This window comes from Aeromonas sp. 2692-1, from assembly GCF_013085505.1.
Classification (GTDB): domain Bacteria; phylum Pseudomonadota; class Gammaproteobacteria; order Enterobacterales; family Aeromonadaceae; genus Aeromonas; species Aeromonas hydrophila.
Genome location: NZ_CP038513.1, coordinates 3,924,877 through 3,941,925 on the forward strand (window position 1 = coordinate 3,924,877; position 17,049 = coordinate 3,941,925).

The window sequence follows — 17,049 nt, forward strand, 5'->3', positions numbered from 1 at the left end:
CGGAGCACAAGCTATGGAACAAGTCGATGTGATTGACGGGCAGAGCCCGCTCAGCGAGAGCAATGGCCGCCGCGAAGAACTCAAGGAGCTGATGCTGCAGGGGCTATGGAAGAACAACCCCTCCCTGGTGCAGGTGCTGGGTCTGTGCCCCACCCTGGCGGTCTCTTCCACCTTCACCAATGCGCTGGGACTCGGCCTCGCCACCATGGCGGTGCTGGTCAGCTCCAACCTCGCCATCTCGCTGGTGCGCAACCTGGTGCCCAAGGATATCCGCATTCCGGTCTACGTGATGATCATCGCGGCGCTGGTGACCAGCGTGCAGTTGCTGATGAACGCCTACACCTACGGCCTCTATCAGGCGCTCGGCATCTTCATCGCCCTCATCGTCACCAACTGCGTCATCATCGGCCGGGCCGAGGCGTATGCCTCCAAGAACCCGCCGCTGCTGGCGGCCCTCGACGGCTTCATGATGGGGCTCGGCTTTACTCTGGTGCTGCTGGTGCTGGGCGGGCTGCGCGAGATCATCGGCATGGGCACCCTGTTCGACGGTGCCGACCTGCTGCTGGGAGAGTGGGCCAAGTCACTGCGCATCGAGCTGTTCCACGCCGATGCCAGCCTGCTGCTGGCAATCCTGCCCCCTGGCGGCTTCATCGGTCTCGGCCTGATGATCGCCGGCAAGAACGCCATCAACGACTGGATGGGTCGCAAGCAAAGCGCCGAAAAGGCCCACTGCAGCGTGCCGGCCGCGGGTGCCCGCGCGACCCAGCTCTAAGCCAAGAGAGAGCCATGAACAATCAGAAACGTAGGCAGATACTGGAGCGACTGCGGGACGACAACCCCCACCCCACCACCGAGCTCAACTTCAAGACGCCGTTCGAGCTGCTGATCGCCGTGCTGCTGTCGGCACAGGCCACCGATGTCAGCGTCAACAAGGCCACCGACAAGCTCTACCCGGTGGCCAACACCCCCCAGGCCATGCTGGAACTGGGGGTAGACGGGGTCAAGGAGTACATCAAGACCATTGGCCTCTTCAACACCAAGGCCGAGAACGTCATCAAGACCTGCGCCATCCTGCTGGAGCGCCACGGCGGTGAAGTGCCGGAGAACCGCGAAGCCCTCGAAGCCCTGCCCGGGGTCGGCCGCAAGACCGCCAACGTGGTGCTCAACACCGCCTTCGGTTGGCCCACCATCGCCGTCGATACCCATATCTTCCGGGTCTCCAACCGCACCGGCTTTGCGGTGGGCAAGAACGTCGATCAGGTGGAGGAGAAGCTGCTCAAGGTGGTTCCCGCCGAGTTCAAGCTGGACGTGCACCACTGGCTGATCCTGCACGGGCGCTACACCTGTCTGGCTCGCAAACCGCGCTGCGGTTCCTGTATCATCGAGGACTTGTGCGAGTACAAGGAAAAGGTCTACCCGGAGAGCTGAACACGGCTGCCGGCTCGCAAACGGTGCAGCCATGGCGCAGCTCCTGGCGAGCACGGGCTTGAGCCAAGCGCCGGTATCCGCTTCTCTGAGCGGCACCCATACCACAAGAACCACTACCCGGAGAATTGAGCAATGAGAATCCTGCATACCATGTTGCGCGTCGGCGATCTGCAACGCTCCATCGACTTCTATACCCGAGTGCTGGGGATGAAACTGCTGCGCAAGAGCGAGAACAGCGAATACAAGTACACCCTGGCCTTCGTCGGCTACGGTGACGAGAAAGATGAAGCGGTGATCGAGCTCACCTACAACTGGGGTGTCAGCGAGTACGAGCTGGGCTCGGCCTACGGTCACATCGCGCTGGAAGCGGACGACATCTATGCCACCTGCGAGGCGCTGCGCGCCGCTGGTGCCAAGATCACCCGCGAGCCGGGCCCGGTCAAGGGCGGCACCACCGTCATCGCCTTCGTGGAAGATCCGGACGGTTACAAGATTGAGCTGATCGCCAAGAAGGATGCCGGCAGCGGCCTCGGCGACAGTTTCTGATCCAGACTGAGCCCCGAAAAACAAAAAAGAGCGCCAAGGCGCTCTTTTTTATGGATTCGTTTTCCTCAGATGGCTCCGTTGCGGCCCATGTTGATCACCACCCGCCGGTTCTTGGCACGACCATCTTCGGTTTCGTTGGAGGCGACGTGCTGCTTCTCGCCGTGCCCCTCCACCGAGATCTTGCCGGGTTCGATGCCCAGATCCACAAACACCTTCTTGATGGCATCGGCCCGTTTCTCGGAGAGCTTCTGGTTCGGCCAACGGCCGCCATAGCTGTCGCTGTAGGCATCGATCACCACCACGTCGATGCTCTTGTCCACCTTCACATACTCGCCGATCATCGCCAGCCGCCGCTTGGAGGCCAGCGACAGCTCGTCACTGTTCTTGTCATAGGTGAGCACGCTGAAGGCGATGTCGTTGAAACTGTAGGGCAGCAGGCCATTGAGGCAATCCACGAAGGCCTGATACTTGACCCGGAAGTTGACCGAGGAGAGCGAGACCCGCACCGGTCGATTCTGCCGATACCAGTCGCGGTACTGGAAGGTCGGCATGCGCCCCCCTTCCAGCTCGTCCAGCATGGTCCAGGCGGTCTGCCCCTCCACCAGCCCGTCAAACTGCTGGTAAAAGCGCAGCTGGCTCACTTCACGCCCGGCGATGCCGGGGCGCCAGACCGGCGGCATGATGCCCAGGCTGACCGTCTGGGTCTGGGCCTGCTGGCGCAGCCCCTTGAGCTCGAAATCCAGATTGATCTTGCGGCCGGCACGGCTGACGAATGCCCCCGTGCCCCAGTTGGGGATGGGGTGCTCGAGCCGGCACTCCACCTGGGTGTCGGAGGTCAAACGCCAGACGGATTGATCCAGGCCGGCACCGAATTCGGTGACTCCCGCCTGTAACTGCATACTCACGGATATGCTGACCAACCCCAACATCCAAGCGTTCAACTGCCTGCCCTCCACACGATCTCAGGTTAGATATCGGCAGGGGCAGGACAAGCTTTAGGGCAAACCGATCAGTGGGTCGAGGCGGCGTCCATCAGTTTGAAGCGAGCGATGCGCCCCGCCAGCTCCCGCGCCAGCTGATCCAGCTCGGCGCTGTTTTGCTGCAGGGTTTCCGAGTGCTGGCGATGCGCCTCGTACACCTCGCGGATAGTCATCACGTTGTGCTGGATGTCGTCGGTGACATAGCGCTGCTCCTCGGTGGCGGTGGCCACCTGGGCGGTCATGTCGCTCACCTTGCGCACCTCGTTAACGATGTCGGTCAGCTCGCTGCCCGCCCGCTTGGCCTCGGTCACGCTCAGCCCCGCCTGCTCGGTCCCCAGGTGCATGGCGGTGACCGCCTGATTGGCCCCCTGCCGCAGCCGCACCAGCATCCGCTCTATGTCGTCGGCGGCCTGCTGGGTGCGCGACGCCAGCGCCCGCACCTCTTCCGCCACCACCGCAAAACCACGGCCGGATTCGCCGGCACGGGCCGCCTCGATGGCGGCGTTGAGGGCCAGCAGGTTGGTGCGATCCGAGATCTGCTTGATGAGGTTGAGCGCCTCGCCCACCGATTCGGTGTCCTGATGCAGGCTGTCCACCAGCTGCTGGGTATCACTCAAGGTACCCGCGACCTGCTGGATGGCATCGATGGTCTGATCCACCTCCTTATCACCCTGCCGGGCCCGGCCGATGGCCTGCTGGGTCGCCAACGAGGTCTGGGTCGCATTGCGCGCGATCTCGGCCACCGTCGAGGCCATCTCGGTGGCCGCCGTCGCCACCAGATCCACCTGGCCAAACCCCTTGGCCACCCCGGCGTTGACTTCGGCAATGACGTTGGCCGAGGCGGCGGCGCTGCGGGCCAGCACCTCGCAGGAGCGGCGCACCGCCAGCATCAGCCCTTCCAGATGTTCGAGGAAGTGGTTCAGATCCCGCGACAGTGCCCCCAGTTCGTCACCGGATCGCCAGTTGACCCGCACCGTCAGATCGTTCTCCTGCACCAGCCGCTTGAAGGTATGGTGCAGGGCCATGAAGCCCAGATGCAGATCCCGCACTACCCGCCAGCAGACGAAGCTGGTGAGCAGCACGCACAGCAGGACTCCGGTGGCGGCCCACCAGAAGTCGCTGGCACTCTTCGCCCGCATCTGATCCACCCGCTCGGACAGCTGCTGATAGAGGCGGTCTTCACTCTCCTTGAGCAGGCTGATCTTGTCGGTGCTCAAGGCAAACCAGGCCTCGGCATCCACCCCGAAGCCGTCGCTGGCCGCCTTGTCCAGCGCCAGCTTCTCCATGGCAGCCACCTTGCTCACCACCGGCGAGGCCAGGCTGTCGGCCAGCAGCTGGCGCTGGGAGGAGCTCGCCACCGCCTGGAAACGCTCAAGATAGGTATTCTGGGCCGCCAACAGGGAGATGAACTGCTGCAACAGCGCCGGCGTGAAGCTGTCACGGCCGAACACGTTGCTCAAGGTTGCCCGCTCCAGCCCCATCCGCTCCTTGCTCTGCAAGAAGGCGGCATAGGCATTGGTCTGCAGCGCTATGGTGGCATCCCGGCTATTGATGCTGATCTGATCCACCACCGCCAGCAACTGGGTGATCATCCGGGTATAGAAGCTGACCTGCTCCGCCACCTCGACCCCCAGCGCACTGACCCGCTCGCGCATGGCGGTGAGCCCGGCCAGCTCCTGCTGCACCTCTTTGAGCGCCAGCAGGGCGGGATCCTCACGAAAGCGCTGCAGCAGGGTATCGACCTGCTTGCGCTGCACCGGCAGGGCATCGCGGAACTTGTTGCCGCCAGAACCCAGGAAGCCGGCCGACATGCCGCGCTCCTTTTGCAGCTCGTGGGCCAGCTGCGCTGCTTCCCGCACCACCGCCAGTGCGGCCTGAGCCTCACTCATCTCCTGCTCGACCCGATAACGCTCATAGACGTATCGGCCGGAGAAGAACAGCAAGGCCAGCAGTGGCAGGCAGACCACCAGCAACATCTTGTGCGCCAATCCCAGCTTCTTCATCGTTGCTCCCCATTCCATTGTTGAAGTGGTCAATTATAAGCCCGCGTGTCGATAATAGAATCGGCCAGCGCGCCGATGGCGGCCGATGAGGGACAAAGGCCGGCTTTTTTGCCATAATGCCGCCTCATTTCACGCCGACCGAGATACCATGACCGACGCTGTTCACACCCTCAAGGGCCGTTTTCGTGGCTTTTACCCCGTCGTCATCGATGTTGAAACCGCCGGGTTCAATGCCAGAACCGATGCCTTGCTGGAAATCGCCGCCTATACCCTCAAGATGGACGAGCAAGGCTGGCTCGTGCCCGACCAGATCTTCCATTTTCATGTCGAGCCGTTTGAAGGGGCCAATCTGGAAAAAGCGGCACTGGAGTTCACCGGCATCGACCCCTTCAATCCGCTGCGCGGCGCTGTCAGCGAGAAAGAGGCGCTGACCGAGATCTTCAAGGGCATCCGCAAGGGGATGAAGGAGCAGGATTGCGGCCGCGCCATCATAGTGGCCCACAACGCCACCTTCGATCACGGCTTCGTCATGGCCGCCGCCGAGCGGGCCAGCCTCAAGCGCAACCCATTCCATCCGTTTGCCACCTTCGACACCGCCGCCCTCTCCGGCCTGGCGCTGGGCCAGACGGTGCTGGCCAAGGCGTGCCAGAGCGCGCGCATTCCGTTTGACAATAAAGAGGCGCACTCCGCCCTCTACGACACCGAGCGCACCACCGAGCTGTTCTGTCATATCGTCAACCGCTGGAAGAGCCTGGGTGGCTGGCCCCCGGCCCACCCGGACGAGGTGGCCGACGACGCCAGCGAGTAACGACGCCCCCTTCCCAAGAGGCTGCCACGGCAGCCTCTTTTCTTGCACCATTTGGCAGGCCATCTGGTTTGACCAGAATGTCGAAGAAAGGCCCATCCAGCACCGTTTTTTACCTCTCCCGACTCATTACCTGGGTTGAACCGCCGGGAATGCTGTAGATAGGCCATTCACCTGATTTTTTACTCGACATTTGTCACATTTTTCGCAAACTAACTGCCTTTCACACGACAGACAGCAACACAAACTATAAGGAAAGCAAATGAATCCTGTTGTTATCGCGGTGGCGCTGATGCTGGTGCTCAGCCTGCTGCGGATCAATGTGGTGGTCTCTCTCGCCATCGGCGCCATCGTCGGCGGTCTGATCGGCGGTCTCTCCCTCGAGCAGACCCTCAGCACCTTCAGCGGTGGCCTGGGTGGCGGCGCCGAGATCGCCCTCTCCTACGCCATGCTGGGGGCCTTCGCAGTCGCCATCTCCCGCTCCGGCATCACGGATCTGCTGGCGCGCAAAGTGATCAGCCAACTCGGCAAGGATGCCAGCAGTTCCCGCATCCTCTGGGTCAAGGCCCTGCTGCTCAGCTCGGTGCTGGGGGTCTCCATCTCCTCCCAGAACCTGATCCCCGTCCATATCGCCTTCATTCCCATCCTGATCCCACCGCTGTTGCACGTCATGGCCCAGATGCAGATCGACCGCCGTCAGGTGGCCTGCGTCATCACCTTTGGCCTGACCGCGACCTATATGCTGCTGCCGGTGGGCTTTGGCGGCATCTTTCTCAACAACATCCTGGCCAAGAACCTGATCGACAACGGTGTGCCGGTCGAGCACAGCCAGCTGCCGCTGGCGATGGCCATTCCGGTGCTGGGCATGTTCGTCGGCCTGCTGATCGCCGTCTTCTTCAGCTACCGCAAGCCGCGCCAGTATGATCTGGAGAAGATCCTGGCCGCCGAGCCGGAGACGGTCGATCTCAACCTCAACCACATCTGGGTCGCCCTGCTGGCCATCGCCGTGGCGCTGGGGCTGCAGCTGATGACCAACAGTATCGTGCTGGGGGCACTGGCCGGCTTCGTCATCTTCACCTGTGGCGGCGTCATCAAGTTCCGCGAGAGCCAGGATGCCTTCACCCAGGGGGTGCGCATGATGTCTCTCATCGGCTTCATCATGATCTCCGCCGCCGGCTTCGCCGCCGTGATGAAAGAGACCCACGGGGTGGAGAGCCTGGTACAGGCCGTCTCCGGCATGATGGCGGGCCACAAGGGGCTGGCCGCCTTCCTGATGCTGCTGGTAGGCCTGCTCATCACCATGGGGATCGGCTCCTCCTTCTCCACCGTGCCCATCATCGCCACCATCTATGTGCCGCTGTGCCTGCACCTCGGCTTCTCCCCCCTGGCGACCATCTCTCTGGTCGGCACCGCCGGCGCCCTGGGGGATGCGGGCTCTCCCGCCTCCGACTCGACCCTGGGCCCCACCTCGGGCCTCAACGCCGACGGCCAGCACGACCATATCTGGGACAGCGTGGTGCCCACCTTCATCCACTACAACATCCCGCTCATCATCTTCGGCTGGATTGCCGCCATGGTGCTCTAAGCCCCCAAGATAGATGCATAAACATAAAAGGCGACCCCAGGGTCGCCTTTTTGCTGTCTTCATCGCGATGGCATAGGCCCGGACAAACCAGCCCGGGCGCCCCTCTCAGCCTGCTCTTGCTGCTACCCCCTTTCCTTTTATGCTGGCGTGGCTCGCCCCAACCTGCGACGACCCTGCACTTGCCCGCCTCTTCCTTTCTGCCCCATCCCCATACAGCCATGACGACGTCAGGCAGCTCATCGACGATATCCACGGTGTGCCATTGACTGACCCTTTCACATCCCCCCATGCGGCGCTGCGGCGTCGCCTGGGTTAACGAGGGGCAACAAAAAGGCCGCTCGATGAGCGGCCTTTTTAGCTAGCAGTCAGGGTTTAGCTGTCGCGGCGCTTGCCACCGAATTTGCGACCCTTGTCGAAACCGCCTTCACGGCGATCCTTGTTGAAGGGACGGTCACCCTGCGGACGGCGATCCTTGTTGAAAGGACGGTCGCCACGGAACGGACGATCACCACGGGGCGGACGGGGAGCAGTGTTGCTGCCGGCCGGCACTTCGGTGTAGCGGCTGATCTGCAGCGGACGCTGGCAGACACGGGCTTTCTTGATCACTTCCAGCACGTCGGCGCTCATGCCCTTGGGCAGATCGACGGTGGAGAAGTCATCGGCGATGTCGATGTTGCCGATGAAGCGGCTCTCGATGTTCGCTTCGTTGGCGATGGCACCCACGATCTGGCCCGGCTTGACGCCGTGATGGGCACCCACGTCTACGCGGTAGCGCTCCATCTCCACGTCTGGGTTGTCTTTGAGCGGACGCGGCTCCAGGGACGGCATGCGACGAGCCGGGCGATCGCCACGGTCGGCGAAATCACGGCCACCACGGTCGTTGAAGTCACGACGCTCGAAACCACCGCGATCGTTGCCGGCGTTGAACACCGGATCCGGAATGGAGTCATCCAGCAGCAGCGGTTGGTCGCCCTGTACCAGCTTGGCCAGTGCGGCGGCCAGCTCCAGCGGATCGGCAGAGTCTTCTTCGATCAGCTCGTTCACCAGGTTCACGTAGATCTCGAGCTCTTCGCCCATCATGGTTTCGCGGATGCGCTCCTTGAACTTGGTCAGACGGTGCTGGTTGATGTCCTCGGTGCTCGGCATCTTCATCGGCTCGATGGCCTGACGGGTTGCGTGCTCGATGGCGCGCAGCATGCGACGCTCGCGCGGTGCCACGAACAGGATGGCTTCACCCTTGCGACCGGCACGGCCGGTACGGCCGATACGGTGAACGTAGGATTCGGTGTCGTAGGGGATGTCGTAGTTCACCACGTGGGTGATGCGCTCAACGTCCAGACCACGGGCAACCACGTCGGTGGCGATCAGGATGTCCAGCTGGCCCTGACGCAGCTTGTCAACGGTACGCTCACGCAGCTTCTGCGGGATGTCACCGTGCAGCGCTTCACAGGCGTGACCACGGGCGGCCAACTTGCCAGCCAGTTCTTCGGCGGCGTTCTTGGTGCGTACGAACACCAGCAGGGCTTCGTAGGGTTCGACTTCCAGCAGACGGGTCATGGCGTCCAGCTTGTGCAGACCGGTCACCTGCCAGTAACGCTGGCGGATAGTGGTAGCGGTCGCAGTTTTGGAGGCGATCTTGATCTCTTTGGGCTGCTTCAGGTGCTTCTGGGCCACACGACGGATCTGCTCCGGCATGGTGGCGGAGAACAGGGCAACCTGACGACCGGCCGGGCACTGTTCCATGATCCAGTCCACGTCGTCGATGAAGCCCATGCGCAGCATCTCGTCCGCTTCGTCCAGCACCAGGGCTTTCAGGCCGGAGAGGTCCAGGTTCTTGCGACGGATCAGGTCCATCACGCGGCCCGGGGTACCCACGACAACCTGAGCACCACGGCGCAGTGCGCGGGTCTGGGTTTCGTAGGAGGCGCCGCCGTAAATGGGCAGCACGTGGAAATCAGGCATGTGGTGGGCATAGCGTTGGCACGCTTCAGCCACCTGCAGGGCCAGTTCACGAGTCGGTGCCAGCACCAGGATCTGGGTGTTGCGGTTACCAGCTTCCAGACGAGACAACAGAGGCAAGGCAAAAGCAGCGGTCTTCCCTGTACCGGTTTGCGCCTGCCCCAGCAGATCGTGGCCCGCCATCAGGTGGGGAATTGCTGCGGCCTGGATGGGGGACGGGCGCTCATAGCCCACGTCCTGCAGCGCTTTCAGTACAGGCGCGGCCAGTCCAAGCTCACTAAAAAGGGGCAGTTGTTCGGTATCAGACATAGATTCTTCCAGATTAAGGCAGGCGGCTAACACCGCGGAATAGCAAAAAGGCGGCGATTATAGCGCCACTTTGTTCTGCTGTCTTGAAAAATGTGATAAGCCTCTCAAGACGTTGGCAATTATAGAGGGATCTTGCGACTATGGCTTGCTTATTTTTCACTCATGGTGCGTTATTGCAGATCACGCTTCGCCAGAGTCCTTGTCCCGCTTGTGTTTGAGCACCGCCATGGTCAACCGGCTGGTGCACAATAAACGACCACGTTCATCGCGAATTTCTATCTGCCACACCTGAGTCGTCGCCCCCAGATGCAGTGGCGTGCAGCGCCCCGTCACCACCCCTTCCCGCTTGGCCCTCAGGTGGTTGGCATTGACCTCCAGCCCGACACAATAACTATCAGGCCCGACCGCCATGTTGGCCGCGAGCGATCCCAGCGTCTCCGCCAGCACCACAGAGGCGCCGCCGTGCAGCATGCCGAGCGGCTGATGGGTACGGTGATCCACCGGCATGGTGGCCTCCAGCCAGTCGGGACCAAAGGCGGTATAGACGATGTCGAGGTGAGCCATCAGGGTGTTGCGAGAGCTGGCGTTGAGCCCTTCAAGGCTCATGGGCTTGCGCCAGATGGTGCTGCTTTCTTGACTCATGGTGAACGGACTCCTTGCGTGATCAACGGGTTATCGCTGCGCCGTAGCGGCAAACCAGCAGTGTCGGCGAAAAAGGAGCAAAAAAAAAGATGCCCACGCCGGGGCATCTTGCATCGAGGTTGACCCTCACCAGGGATAGGTCACCCCTGGCCAGTCGGCCCAGGGCTGGTCCCGCCCCGGCAGGCGCGGCTCGGGCCACTGCCATACCTTGCCCAGCCAGGCGCGCAGTTCGGCCTCCAGTTCGGCATCGGTGAGCGGCGCCTCGGCCACCTTCCAGAAGAAGAGCTCCACCGTCACCTCCGGCAGCACCGAGGGGTAGAGGTAAACCCCGCCCCAGAACTCGGGCTCCCGCGCCGGGCTCCAGAGGCCATAGGCAAAGGAGCGTTTGGCCAGAAACTCGGAGTGCTGCCACTCCAGATCGGCCTCGTGCTGACTCAGGCTGAAATTGGCGGAGGGCCACATATCGTCCGGGCGAAACAGCTGATGAAGCTGCTCGCGCTCGCGCAGCATGGCGACGAACTCCACCACCGCCTGGGTCGGATTGACCGGCAGCAGCAGGAAGTGCGGGTGCCGGTAGGCTTGCGGCACCCGAAACCGCTTGGGCAGGGTCAGCATCAGAGCAGTTCCAGCAGGGCCTGCAACGGGTGCTTGAGTTTCTCCCCCTCCATCCGCTTGACCTGGCTGCGGCACGAATATCCGGTGGCCAGACAACGGGCTTGCGGCAGGCGAGCCAGGGGCTCGGCCCAGCTCAGGCCATAGATGCCCTTGGAGTTCTCCACCTGTTTGGCATCGTGGCCATAGGTACCGGCCATGCCGCAGCAGCCCACCGACACCGGTTGCAGCGTGGCACCAAAGCGGCGGAACAGGGTGCTCCAGTCACCGTGGGTCGACGGCTTGGCGGTCTTCTCGGTGCAGTGGGCAAACAGATACCAGGGCTCGGCGCTGGCGTCCGCTTCTCGCACCGGCAACGCCTCGGCCGGCAAGGAGAGCAGCCACTCCTGGGGCAGCAGCACCTGGAAGTCGCCACGGGCGGGGCCGAGCGCCTTCACGTATTCGTCCCGATAGCAGAGCACCAGGGAGGGATCGACCCCCACCATGGGGATGCCGAGCGCCGCCACCTTGTTGAGGAACTGGGCGCTGCTGGCCGCAGTACGGGCAAAGGCGCGCAGGAAACCCTTCACGTGCTGGGGCTTGCCGTTGGGCTTGAACGGCAGCAGATAGGGCTGCAGGCCGAGCTTGCTGGCGAGCTTTACCAGGTCACGCACCACGGGGGCGTCGTAGTAGCTGGTGAAGGGATCCTGCACGATGAGCACCACTTTTTGACGCTGCTCGGGGCTCATGGCCTCCAGCCCCGGCAGGTCGAAATAGCGGGCGCGATGGTCGCGCAGCTCCTCGGCCAGGGTCGGCACGCTCAATAACGGCACGTCCACCATGCCGATGCTCTTCTCGGTCGCCTTCTGGGCCCACTCCTTCTCGAGGAAGAAGTTGACCAGTTTCGGCGCCTTGGCCAGCAGGGGGGCATAGCTCTCCACCGTGCCGACGAAGTAATCCTTGGGGCCGCGCAGATAGCGGCTGTGATAGAGCTGCATGAAGCGGGCGCGGAAGGTGGGCACATCCACCTTGATGGGGCACTGGCTGGTGCAGGCTTTGCACGCCAGGCACCCCTCCATCGCCTCCATCACCTCGTGGGAGAAGTCATACTCGCCGCGGGCGCGGGCCACTGTGTTGCGAAACTTGTCGACAATCTGCTTGAAGCGCAGACCACCGCTTTGCAGCGCCACCTCCTCACTCAGCGGATCGAAGCCCTGCTCCGCCAGCTGGCGCAGCCATTCGCGCATCAGGCCGGCCCGCCCCTTGGGAGAGTGACGGCGGTCGCGGCTGATCTTGACCGAGGGGCACATGGGGGAGTCGGTCTCGAAGGTGAAACAGAGACCATTGCCGTTGCAATCCAGCGCCCGGGTATAGCTGGTGCGCACCGCCAGCGGGATCTGGCGGTCGAACTTGCCGCGCTTGGGCCCATCCACCGACACCAGCTCGGCGCCGCTGCCATAAGGCATGCAGATCTTGCCCGGGTTGATGCGGTTGGCCGGGTCGAACGCCCCCTTGACCCGTTGCAGCTCCTCCCACAGCTCGCCGAAGAAGGCCGGGCTGTATTCGGAGCGAAAGCCCTTGCCGTGCTCGCCCCACATCAGGCCGCCGTATTTGGCGGTGAGCGCCACCACCTGATCGGAGATGCGCCGCAGCAGCACCTCCTGCTCGGGATCGCACAAGTCCAGCGCCGGACGCACGTGCAGCACCCCGGCATCGACGTGGCCGAACATGCCGTAGTCAAGGCCATGGCCATCCAGCAGGGCACGAAACTCCATGATGAAGTCCGCCAGCGACTCCGGCGGCACGGCGGTGTCTTCGGTAAAGGCCACCGGCTTCTTGCGCCCTTCGGCGTTGCCGAGCAGCCCCACCGACTTCTTGCGCATGGCGTAGATGGTCTCGATGCTGGCCAGGTGGTTGCACACCTGATAGCCGATGATCCCCGCCTCCCCCTTGGCCAGCAGGGCATCGATGCGCCGGCACAGCTCGGCCACCTTGGCCTTGTGCTCATTCTCGTCAGTGTCGGCAAACTCGACGATGTTGAGCCCCTGCAGATCCTTGCCCGGCACCTCCTGAATGAACTCTTTGACCGAGTGCCAGATGATGTCGGCGCGGGCCAGTCCCAGCACCCGGGAGTCCACCGTCTCCACCGACAGCGCCTGGGCCTCGACCATAAAGGGGGCATTGCGCAGGGCCGACGGGAAGCTGTCGTACTTGACGTTGACCAGGGTGCGGTAACGCGGGATGGGGGTGATGTTGAGCCTGGCTTCGGTGATAAAGCCCAAGGAGCCTTCCGAGCCACACAGCACCCGGCTGACGTCCAGGGTGTCGCTGTCGGGCTGATAGAGGTGCTTGAGATCGTAACCGGTCAGAAAGCGGTTGAGCTTGGGGAAGGTGGCCTCTATGTCGGCGCGCCGCTCGCGGCCGATGCGATAGAGGGTGCGATAGATCTCCCCCTCCCGACTCTCCAGCGCCAGCTTGTCCGCCAGACGCGGGCCGGTCACCGGCTCGGTGGCCATAAGATCGCCGTTTTCCAGCACGGCTTTGAGGCCGAGCACGTGATCCGAGGTCTTGCCGTACACCAAGGAGCCCTGCCCCGAGGCGTCGGTGTTGACCATGCCGCCCAAGGTGGCGCGGTTGGAGGTGGAGAGATCCGGCGAGAAGAAGTAGCCGTGGGGCTTCAAATAGGCGTTGAGCTGATCTTTGACCACCCCGGCCTGGGCCCGTACCCAGCCCTCTTCCAGATTAATTTCCATGATCTGGTTCATATGGCGCGAGAGATCGACGATAATGCCGCCGCCCAAGGATTGACCATTGGTGCCGGTACCGCCGCCGCGAGGGAAGAAACTCAAGGTCGCGTACTCGGGCCCCTGGGCCAGCTTGAGCATCACCGCAATATCGTCCGCACTGCGCGGATAGAGAACCGCCTGAGGTACTACCTGATAGACGCTGTTATCCGTCGCCATCGCCAACCGGCTTGCATAAGACTTTTCGATATCACCACGAAATGCTGATCGCGCCAGCAACTCAAGAAACTGCAGGGTTGTAGGTGACAAACTGTCCTGGTAATCGAGTCTCGGGATCATGAATCCTTGTTCCCTTCCTTTGCTTGATGCCGGAACTCCGGCGACAACGACCGTTCGGGCCAGCCTCTTCGCGGGCCCCCGAACCAGTCCGCTCACATGTGAGCGGGCAGTATATCAGCTAGAAAACCGCTTGCGCGCGCAATCTTCACCATTTGAAAGGAGGACTTTTATGGCTCATTACAGCCATGTTATCAGTACGCTTATTCGCACCGAAAAACAGGCGCTGACCCTGTCGCTGTTTGGTTGCATCACCTTTGCCATTTTCGGGATCGGCTATGGCCTGTTCGTCGGTTCCAACGCCATCATGCTGGACGGCATCTTCACCCTGTTCAGCATGGGCATGACGGGGCTCGGACTCATCACCGCCTACCTGGTTACCCGCCCCTCCGACGCCCGTTTTCAATACGGCTACGCCCACTTCGAGCCCATCGCCAACGTCATCAACGGCACCATCATTCTGCTGCTCTGCCTGGCGGCCCTCTACAACGGCCTCACCACCCTGCTGGCGGGCGGACGGGAGATCGATCTCGGCCATGCCCTCATCTATGCCGTTGTCTCCACCTTCTTCTGCGGCATCATCTACCGGGTCGAGGCCGACGTGGCCGAGCGGGTCAACTCCGAGCTGGTGCGGGTGGACTCCAAGGAGTGGCTGGTCGACACCCTGCTCAGCACCACCCTGCTCATCGGCTTCGTGGTCGCCATCGGCCTCGATGCCATCGGCTACGGCCACTACAACCGCTACATAGACCCGGTGCTGGTCTCGCTGCTGGCCCTGTGCGCCACCCTCATCCCCATCAAGGTGCTCGGTCGCAACCTGCGGGAAGTGCTGAAGATCGCCCCCAAGGGGGATGTCTCCCGGCTGGTGGCAAGCGAAGTCGAGGCCCTGCGCCTGCGCCATGGCATCGAGTGCTACAGCCATCTGGCGAAAAGTGGCCGCCGCTTCGATCTCGAACTCAACATTCTGGTAGCCCCCGGCCAGGAGTGGCCCGTCGAGCGCCAGGATGCCCTGCGCCAGGAGCTCTGGTCCCGCCTCGGCGATACCCTGGGGGACGCCTGGCTGTCGGTCTGCTTCACCCGCGAGAAACGCTGGCTGTAAGCCGCACGGCGGGGCTTGCCTGGCAAGCTCCGCCCGCCTTTGTCGCCCGCTGGGCGAGCGCGTCTCCCCCGGTGCTTCCCGCCCCCCTCTTGCCAAATACGGGATTCCCGTTATCATCAGGGCTCACTTTTAACCCGAGGTTTTATTGCCCATCATGGACAATCCCCGAAGTTGCCCTTCGTTTCTTCCCGTCAAAGCCTATCTTTATCTGCTTAATCAGCGCCTCTGAATAACGCCATTGCCTTGCTGTCACTGCGGCCATCGTACGCCGTGCTCACTCTCTGCTCTGTCTGTTTTTTATTGAGGTCACTACATGGAATTGCTGCTGGATCCCCACATCTGGATCGGTCTGTTTACCCTGATCGTCCTGGAAATCGTGCTCGGGATCGACAACCTGGTCTTCATCGCCATCCTGGTGAAAAAACTGCCCCCCGCTCAGCGGGACAAGGCCCGCGTCATCGGCCTGTCGCTGGCGCTGCTGATGCGCCTGGGGCTCTTGAGCGTGATGTCCTGGCTGGTCACCCTGACCACCCCCATTTTGCACCTGTGGGATCACCCCTTCTCCGGTCGGGACCTGATCCTGATGGGGGGCGGCCTGTTCCTGCTGTTCAAGGCCACCTCCGAGCTGCATGAGCGGCTGGAGGCCAAGCCGCCCGAAGACGGGCCGGTCGGCGTCTATGCCAGCTTCGGCGTGGTGATCACCCAGATCCTGGTGCTGGATGCCATCTTCTCGCTGGACTCCATCATCACCGCCGTCGGCATGGTGGAACACTTGGGCGTCATGATGGCGGCCGTCACCATCGCCATGCTGGTGATGGTGCTCGCCTCCAAGCCGCTGACCCGCTTCGTCAACGCCCACCCCACAGTCGTGGTGCTCTGTCTGAGCTTCCTGCTGATGATCGGCTTCAGCCTGGTGGCGGAAGGGTTTGGCTTCCATATTCCGAAAGGTTACCTCTACGCGGCCATCGGCTTCTCGGTGCTGATCGAATTCTTCAACCAGCTCTCCCAGCGCAGTGCCGAGCGCCACGAGGCCAAGCAGCCCCTGCGGGAGCGCACCACCGCCGCCATCTTCAAGCTGATGGGCAGCAAGGCGTATCAGGACCGGCCGGATGACGATCTGGACGCCCCCGCCGCCGAGCCGGTGAGCTTTGGCGAAGAGGAGCGCTACATGGTGACCGGGGTGCTGTCGCTGGCCGAACGCTCCATCCGCACCATCATGACCCCGCGCTCCGAGATGGCCTGGATCGACGTCAACGACTCCAACGACGAGATCCGCGCCCTGCTGCAGCAGGAGCCCCACAGCCTGTTCCCGGTCTGTGACGGCGATCTGGACGAGGTGATCGGGGTGGTCAAGGCGCGCGACCTGCTGTTTGCCCTCAACGAAGGGCAATCCTTGAGCGAGCTGGCCAAGCAGAACGACCCCATCATAGTGCCGCAGACCATCAACGTGATTAAGCTGCTGGCGGAGCTGCGCCAGGCCAAGGGCAGCCTCATCCTGGTGGCCGACGAGTTCGGCGTGATCCAGGGGCTGGTGACCACCCACGACCTGCTGGAGGCCATCGTCGGCGAACTGCCCGATGAAGATGAAACGCCGGACATCGTCCGCGATGGGGAAGGCTGGCTCATCAACGGCAGCACCAACATCCACCACGTGGAGCAGGTGCTGGAACACGAAGGGCTGGTGAGCGAGAGCGACGAGTACGTCACCCTGGCCGGCATGCTGCTCTCCCACTTCGGCACCCTGCCCGCCCCCGGCCAGCAGTTGCAACTGCAGCAGCTCGGCTTCGAAGTGGTCGAGGTGAGCGAGCGGCGCATCGAGCGGGTGCGCGTCATGCCGCTGGAGGCCTGACGCCATTGCGTGAACCATGCTGAGAAAGGGGGGCCTTGCTGGCCCCCTTTTTTATTCAGGTGCCTCCCCCTGCCCTTCCTCTTTTCACCATTGTTGCCATCAGCGCAATTCTTTTCTGCAATTACCCCTCTTTTTCGCAAGGGATGCCGGCACTAGAGTGAGCCCATCATCAC

General features: G+C 62.6%; 13 protein-coding genes. 7 read left to right on the forward strand and 6 right to left on the reverse strand.

What is annotated here, in order from left to right; translation table 11 throughout:
* Positions 1-13 precede the first annotated feature (13 nt).
* The 3 genes from E5E97_RS18305 to gloA all read left to right on the forward strand — a co-directional run bounded on the left by E5E97_RS18305 (position 14) and on the right by gloA (position 1,974).
* Positions 14-772, forward strand: coding sequence for an electron transport complex subunit E (locus E5E97_RS18305; protein ID WP_024944880.1), 759 nt, complete (start codon positions 14-16; stop codon positions 770-772).
* A 14-nt stretch (positions 773-786) separates the two neighbouring features.
* Positions 787-1,428: an endonuclease III gene (gene nth, locus E5E97_RS18310; protein ID WP_017408071.1), complete on the forward strand. Its 642-nt coding sequence runs from the start codon at positions 787-789 to the stop codon at positions 1,426-1,428.
* Positions 1,429-1,560: 132 nt separating this feature from the next.
* Positions 1,561-1,974 carry a lactoylglutathione lyase gene (gene gloA, locus E5E97_RS18315; protein WP_011706456.1) on the forward strand — a complete coding sequence of 138 codons (414 nt, stop codon included), beginning with the start codon at positions 1,561-1,563 and terminating at the stop codon, positions 1,972-1,974.
* A gap of 65 nt (positions 1,975-2,039) precedes the next feature.
* Here the strand turns inward: gloA and E5E97_RS18320 are convergent, their stop codons facing one another.
* Together E5E97_RS18320 and E5E97_RS18325 are read right to left on the reverse strand one after the other, a co-directional pair.
* Complete coding sequence (locus tag E5E97_RS18320; RefSeq protein WP_024944879.1) at positions 2,040-2,915, reverse strand: OmpA family protein; 876 nt, start codon at positions 2,913-2,915, stop codon at positions 2,040-2,042.
* 68 nt (positions 2,916-2,983) lie between these two features.
* Positions 2,984-4,957: a methyl-accepting chemotaxis protein gene (locus E5E97_RS18325; RefSeq protein WP_171280725.1), complete on the reverse strand. Its 1,974-nt coding sequence runs from the start codon at positions 4,955-4,957 to the stop codon at positions 2,984-2,986.
* 148 nt (positions 4,958-5,105) lie between these two features.
* On the opposite strand from E5E97_RS18325, the gene rnt reads away from it, so the two are divergent.
* Together rnt and E5E97_RS18335 are read left to right on the forward strand one after the other, a co-directional pair.
* Positions 5,106-5,765, forward strand: coding sequence for a ribonuclease T (gene rnt, locus E5E97_RS18330; RefSeq protein WP_171280726.1), 660 nt, complete (start codon positions 5,106-5,108; stop codon positions 5,763-5,765).
* 259 nt (positions 5,766-6,024) lie between these two features.
* Positions 6,025-7,347 (forward strand): Na+/H+ antiporter family protein, encoded by a 1,323-nt coding sequence (locus E5E97_RS18335; protein ID WP_024944876.1) that lies wholly within the window; start codon positions 6,025-6,027, stop codon positions 7,345-7,347.
* Positions 7,348-7,719: 372 nt separating this feature from the next.
* Here the strand turns inward: E5E97_RS18335 and E5E97_RS18340 are convergent, their stop codons facing one another.
* The 4 genes from E5E97_RS18340 to E5E97_RS18355 all read right to left on the reverse strand — a co-directional run bounded on the left by E5E97_RS18340 (position 7,720) and on the right by E5E97_RS18355 (position 13,931).
* Positions 7,720-9,615 (reverse strand): DEAD/DEAH box helicase, encoded by a 1,896-nt coding sequence (locus E5E97_RS18340; RefSeq protein WP_171280727.1) that lies wholly within the window; start codon positions 9,613-9,615, stop codon positions 7,720-7,722.
* A gap of 180 nt (positions 9,616-9,795) precedes the next feature.
* Positions 9,796-10,257, reverse strand: a complete 462-nt coding sequence (locus E5E97_RS18345) for a hotdog fold thioesterase (protein ID WP_073350701.1) — start codon at positions 10,255-10,257, stop codon at positions 9,796-9,798.
* Positions 10,258-10,383: 126 nt separating this feature from the next.
* Positions 10,384-10,872 (reverse strand): hypothetical protein, encoded by a 489-nt coding sequence (locus E5E97_RS18350; RefSeq protein WP_166463908.1) that lies wholly within the window; start codon positions 10,870-10,872, stop codon positions 10,384-10,386.
* The gene (locus E5E97_RS18355; protein WP_171280728.1) at positions 10,872-13,931 is read right to left on the reverse strand and encodes an FAD-binding and (Fe-S)-binding domain-containing protein; all 3,060 of its coding nucleotides are present in this window, start codon (positions 13,929-13,931) and stop codon (positions 10,872-10,874) included. Before E5E97_RS18355 ends, E5E97_RS18350 begins: the two co-directional genes overlap by 1 nt.
* 169 nt (positions 13,932-14,100) lie before the next feature.
* Here E5E97_RS18355 and E5E97_RS18360 point away from each other — a divergent pair, with 169 nt between their 5' ends.
* Together E5E97_RS18360 and E5E97_RS18365 are read left to right on the forward strand one after the other, a co-directional pair.
* Complete coding sequence (locus tag E5E97_RS18360) at positions 14,101-15,027, forward strand: cation diffusion facilitator family transporter (protein WP_011706465.1); 927 nt, start codon at positions 14,101-14,103, stop codon at positions 15,025-15,027.
* A 313-nt stretch (positions 15,028-15,340) separates the two neighbouring features.
* The gene (locus E5E97_RS18365) at positions 15,341-16,876 is read left to right on the forward strand and encodes a TerC family protein (RefSeq protein ID WP_011706466.1); all 1,536 of its coding nucleotides are present in this window, start codon (positions 15,341-15,343) and stop codon (positions 16,874-16,876) included.
* Positions 16,877-17,049 lie beyond the last annotated feature (173 nt).

Coding starts and splice junctions, on each gene's coding strand:
- E5E97_RS18305 (WP_024944880.1), top strand. CDS start 14: ATGGAACAAGTCGATGTGATTGACGGGCAGAGCCCGCTCAGCGAGAGC.
- nth (WP_017408071.1), top strand. CDS start 787: ATGAACAATCAGAAACGTAGGCAGATACTGGAGCGACTGCGGGACGAC.
- gloA (WP_011706456.1), top strand. CDS start 1,561: ATGAGAATCCTGCATACCATGTTGCGCGTCGGCGATCTGCAACGCTCC.
- E5E97_RS18325 (WP_171280725.1), bottom strand. CDS start 4,957: ATGAAGAAGCTGGGATTGGCGCACAAGATGTTGCTGGTGGTCTGCCTG.
- rnt (WP_171280726.1), top strand. CDS start 5,106: ATGACCGACGCTGTTCACACCCTCAAGGGCCGTTTTCGTGGCTTTTAC.
- E5E97_RS18335 (WP_024944876.1), top strand. CDS start 6,025: ATGAATCCTGTTGTTATCGCGGTGGCGCTGATGCTGGTGCTCAGCCTG.
- E5E97_RS18340 (WP_171280727.1), bottom strand. CDS start 9,615: ATGTCTGATACCGAACAACTGCCCCTTTTTAGTGAGCTTGGACTGGCC.
- E5E97_RS18345 (WP_073350701.1), bottom strand. CDS start 10,257: ATGAGTCAAGAAAGCAGCACCATCTGGCGCAAGCCCATGAGCCTTGAA.
- E5E97_RS18350 (WP_166463908.1), bottom strand. CDS start 10,872: ATGCTGACCCTGCCCAAGCGGTTTCGGGTGCCGCAAGCCTACCGGCAC.
- E5E97_RS18355 (WP_171280728.1), bottom strand. CDS start 13,931: ATGATCCCGAGACTCGATTACCAGGACAGTTTGTCACCTACAACCCTG.
- E5E97_RS18360 (WP_011706465.1), top strand. CDS start 14,101: ATGGCTCATTACAGCCATGTTATCAGTACGCTTATTCGCACCGAAAAA.
- E5E97_RS18365 (WP_011706466.1), top strand. CDS start 15,341: ATGGAATTGCTGCTGGATCCCCACATCTGGATCGGTCTGTTTACCCTG.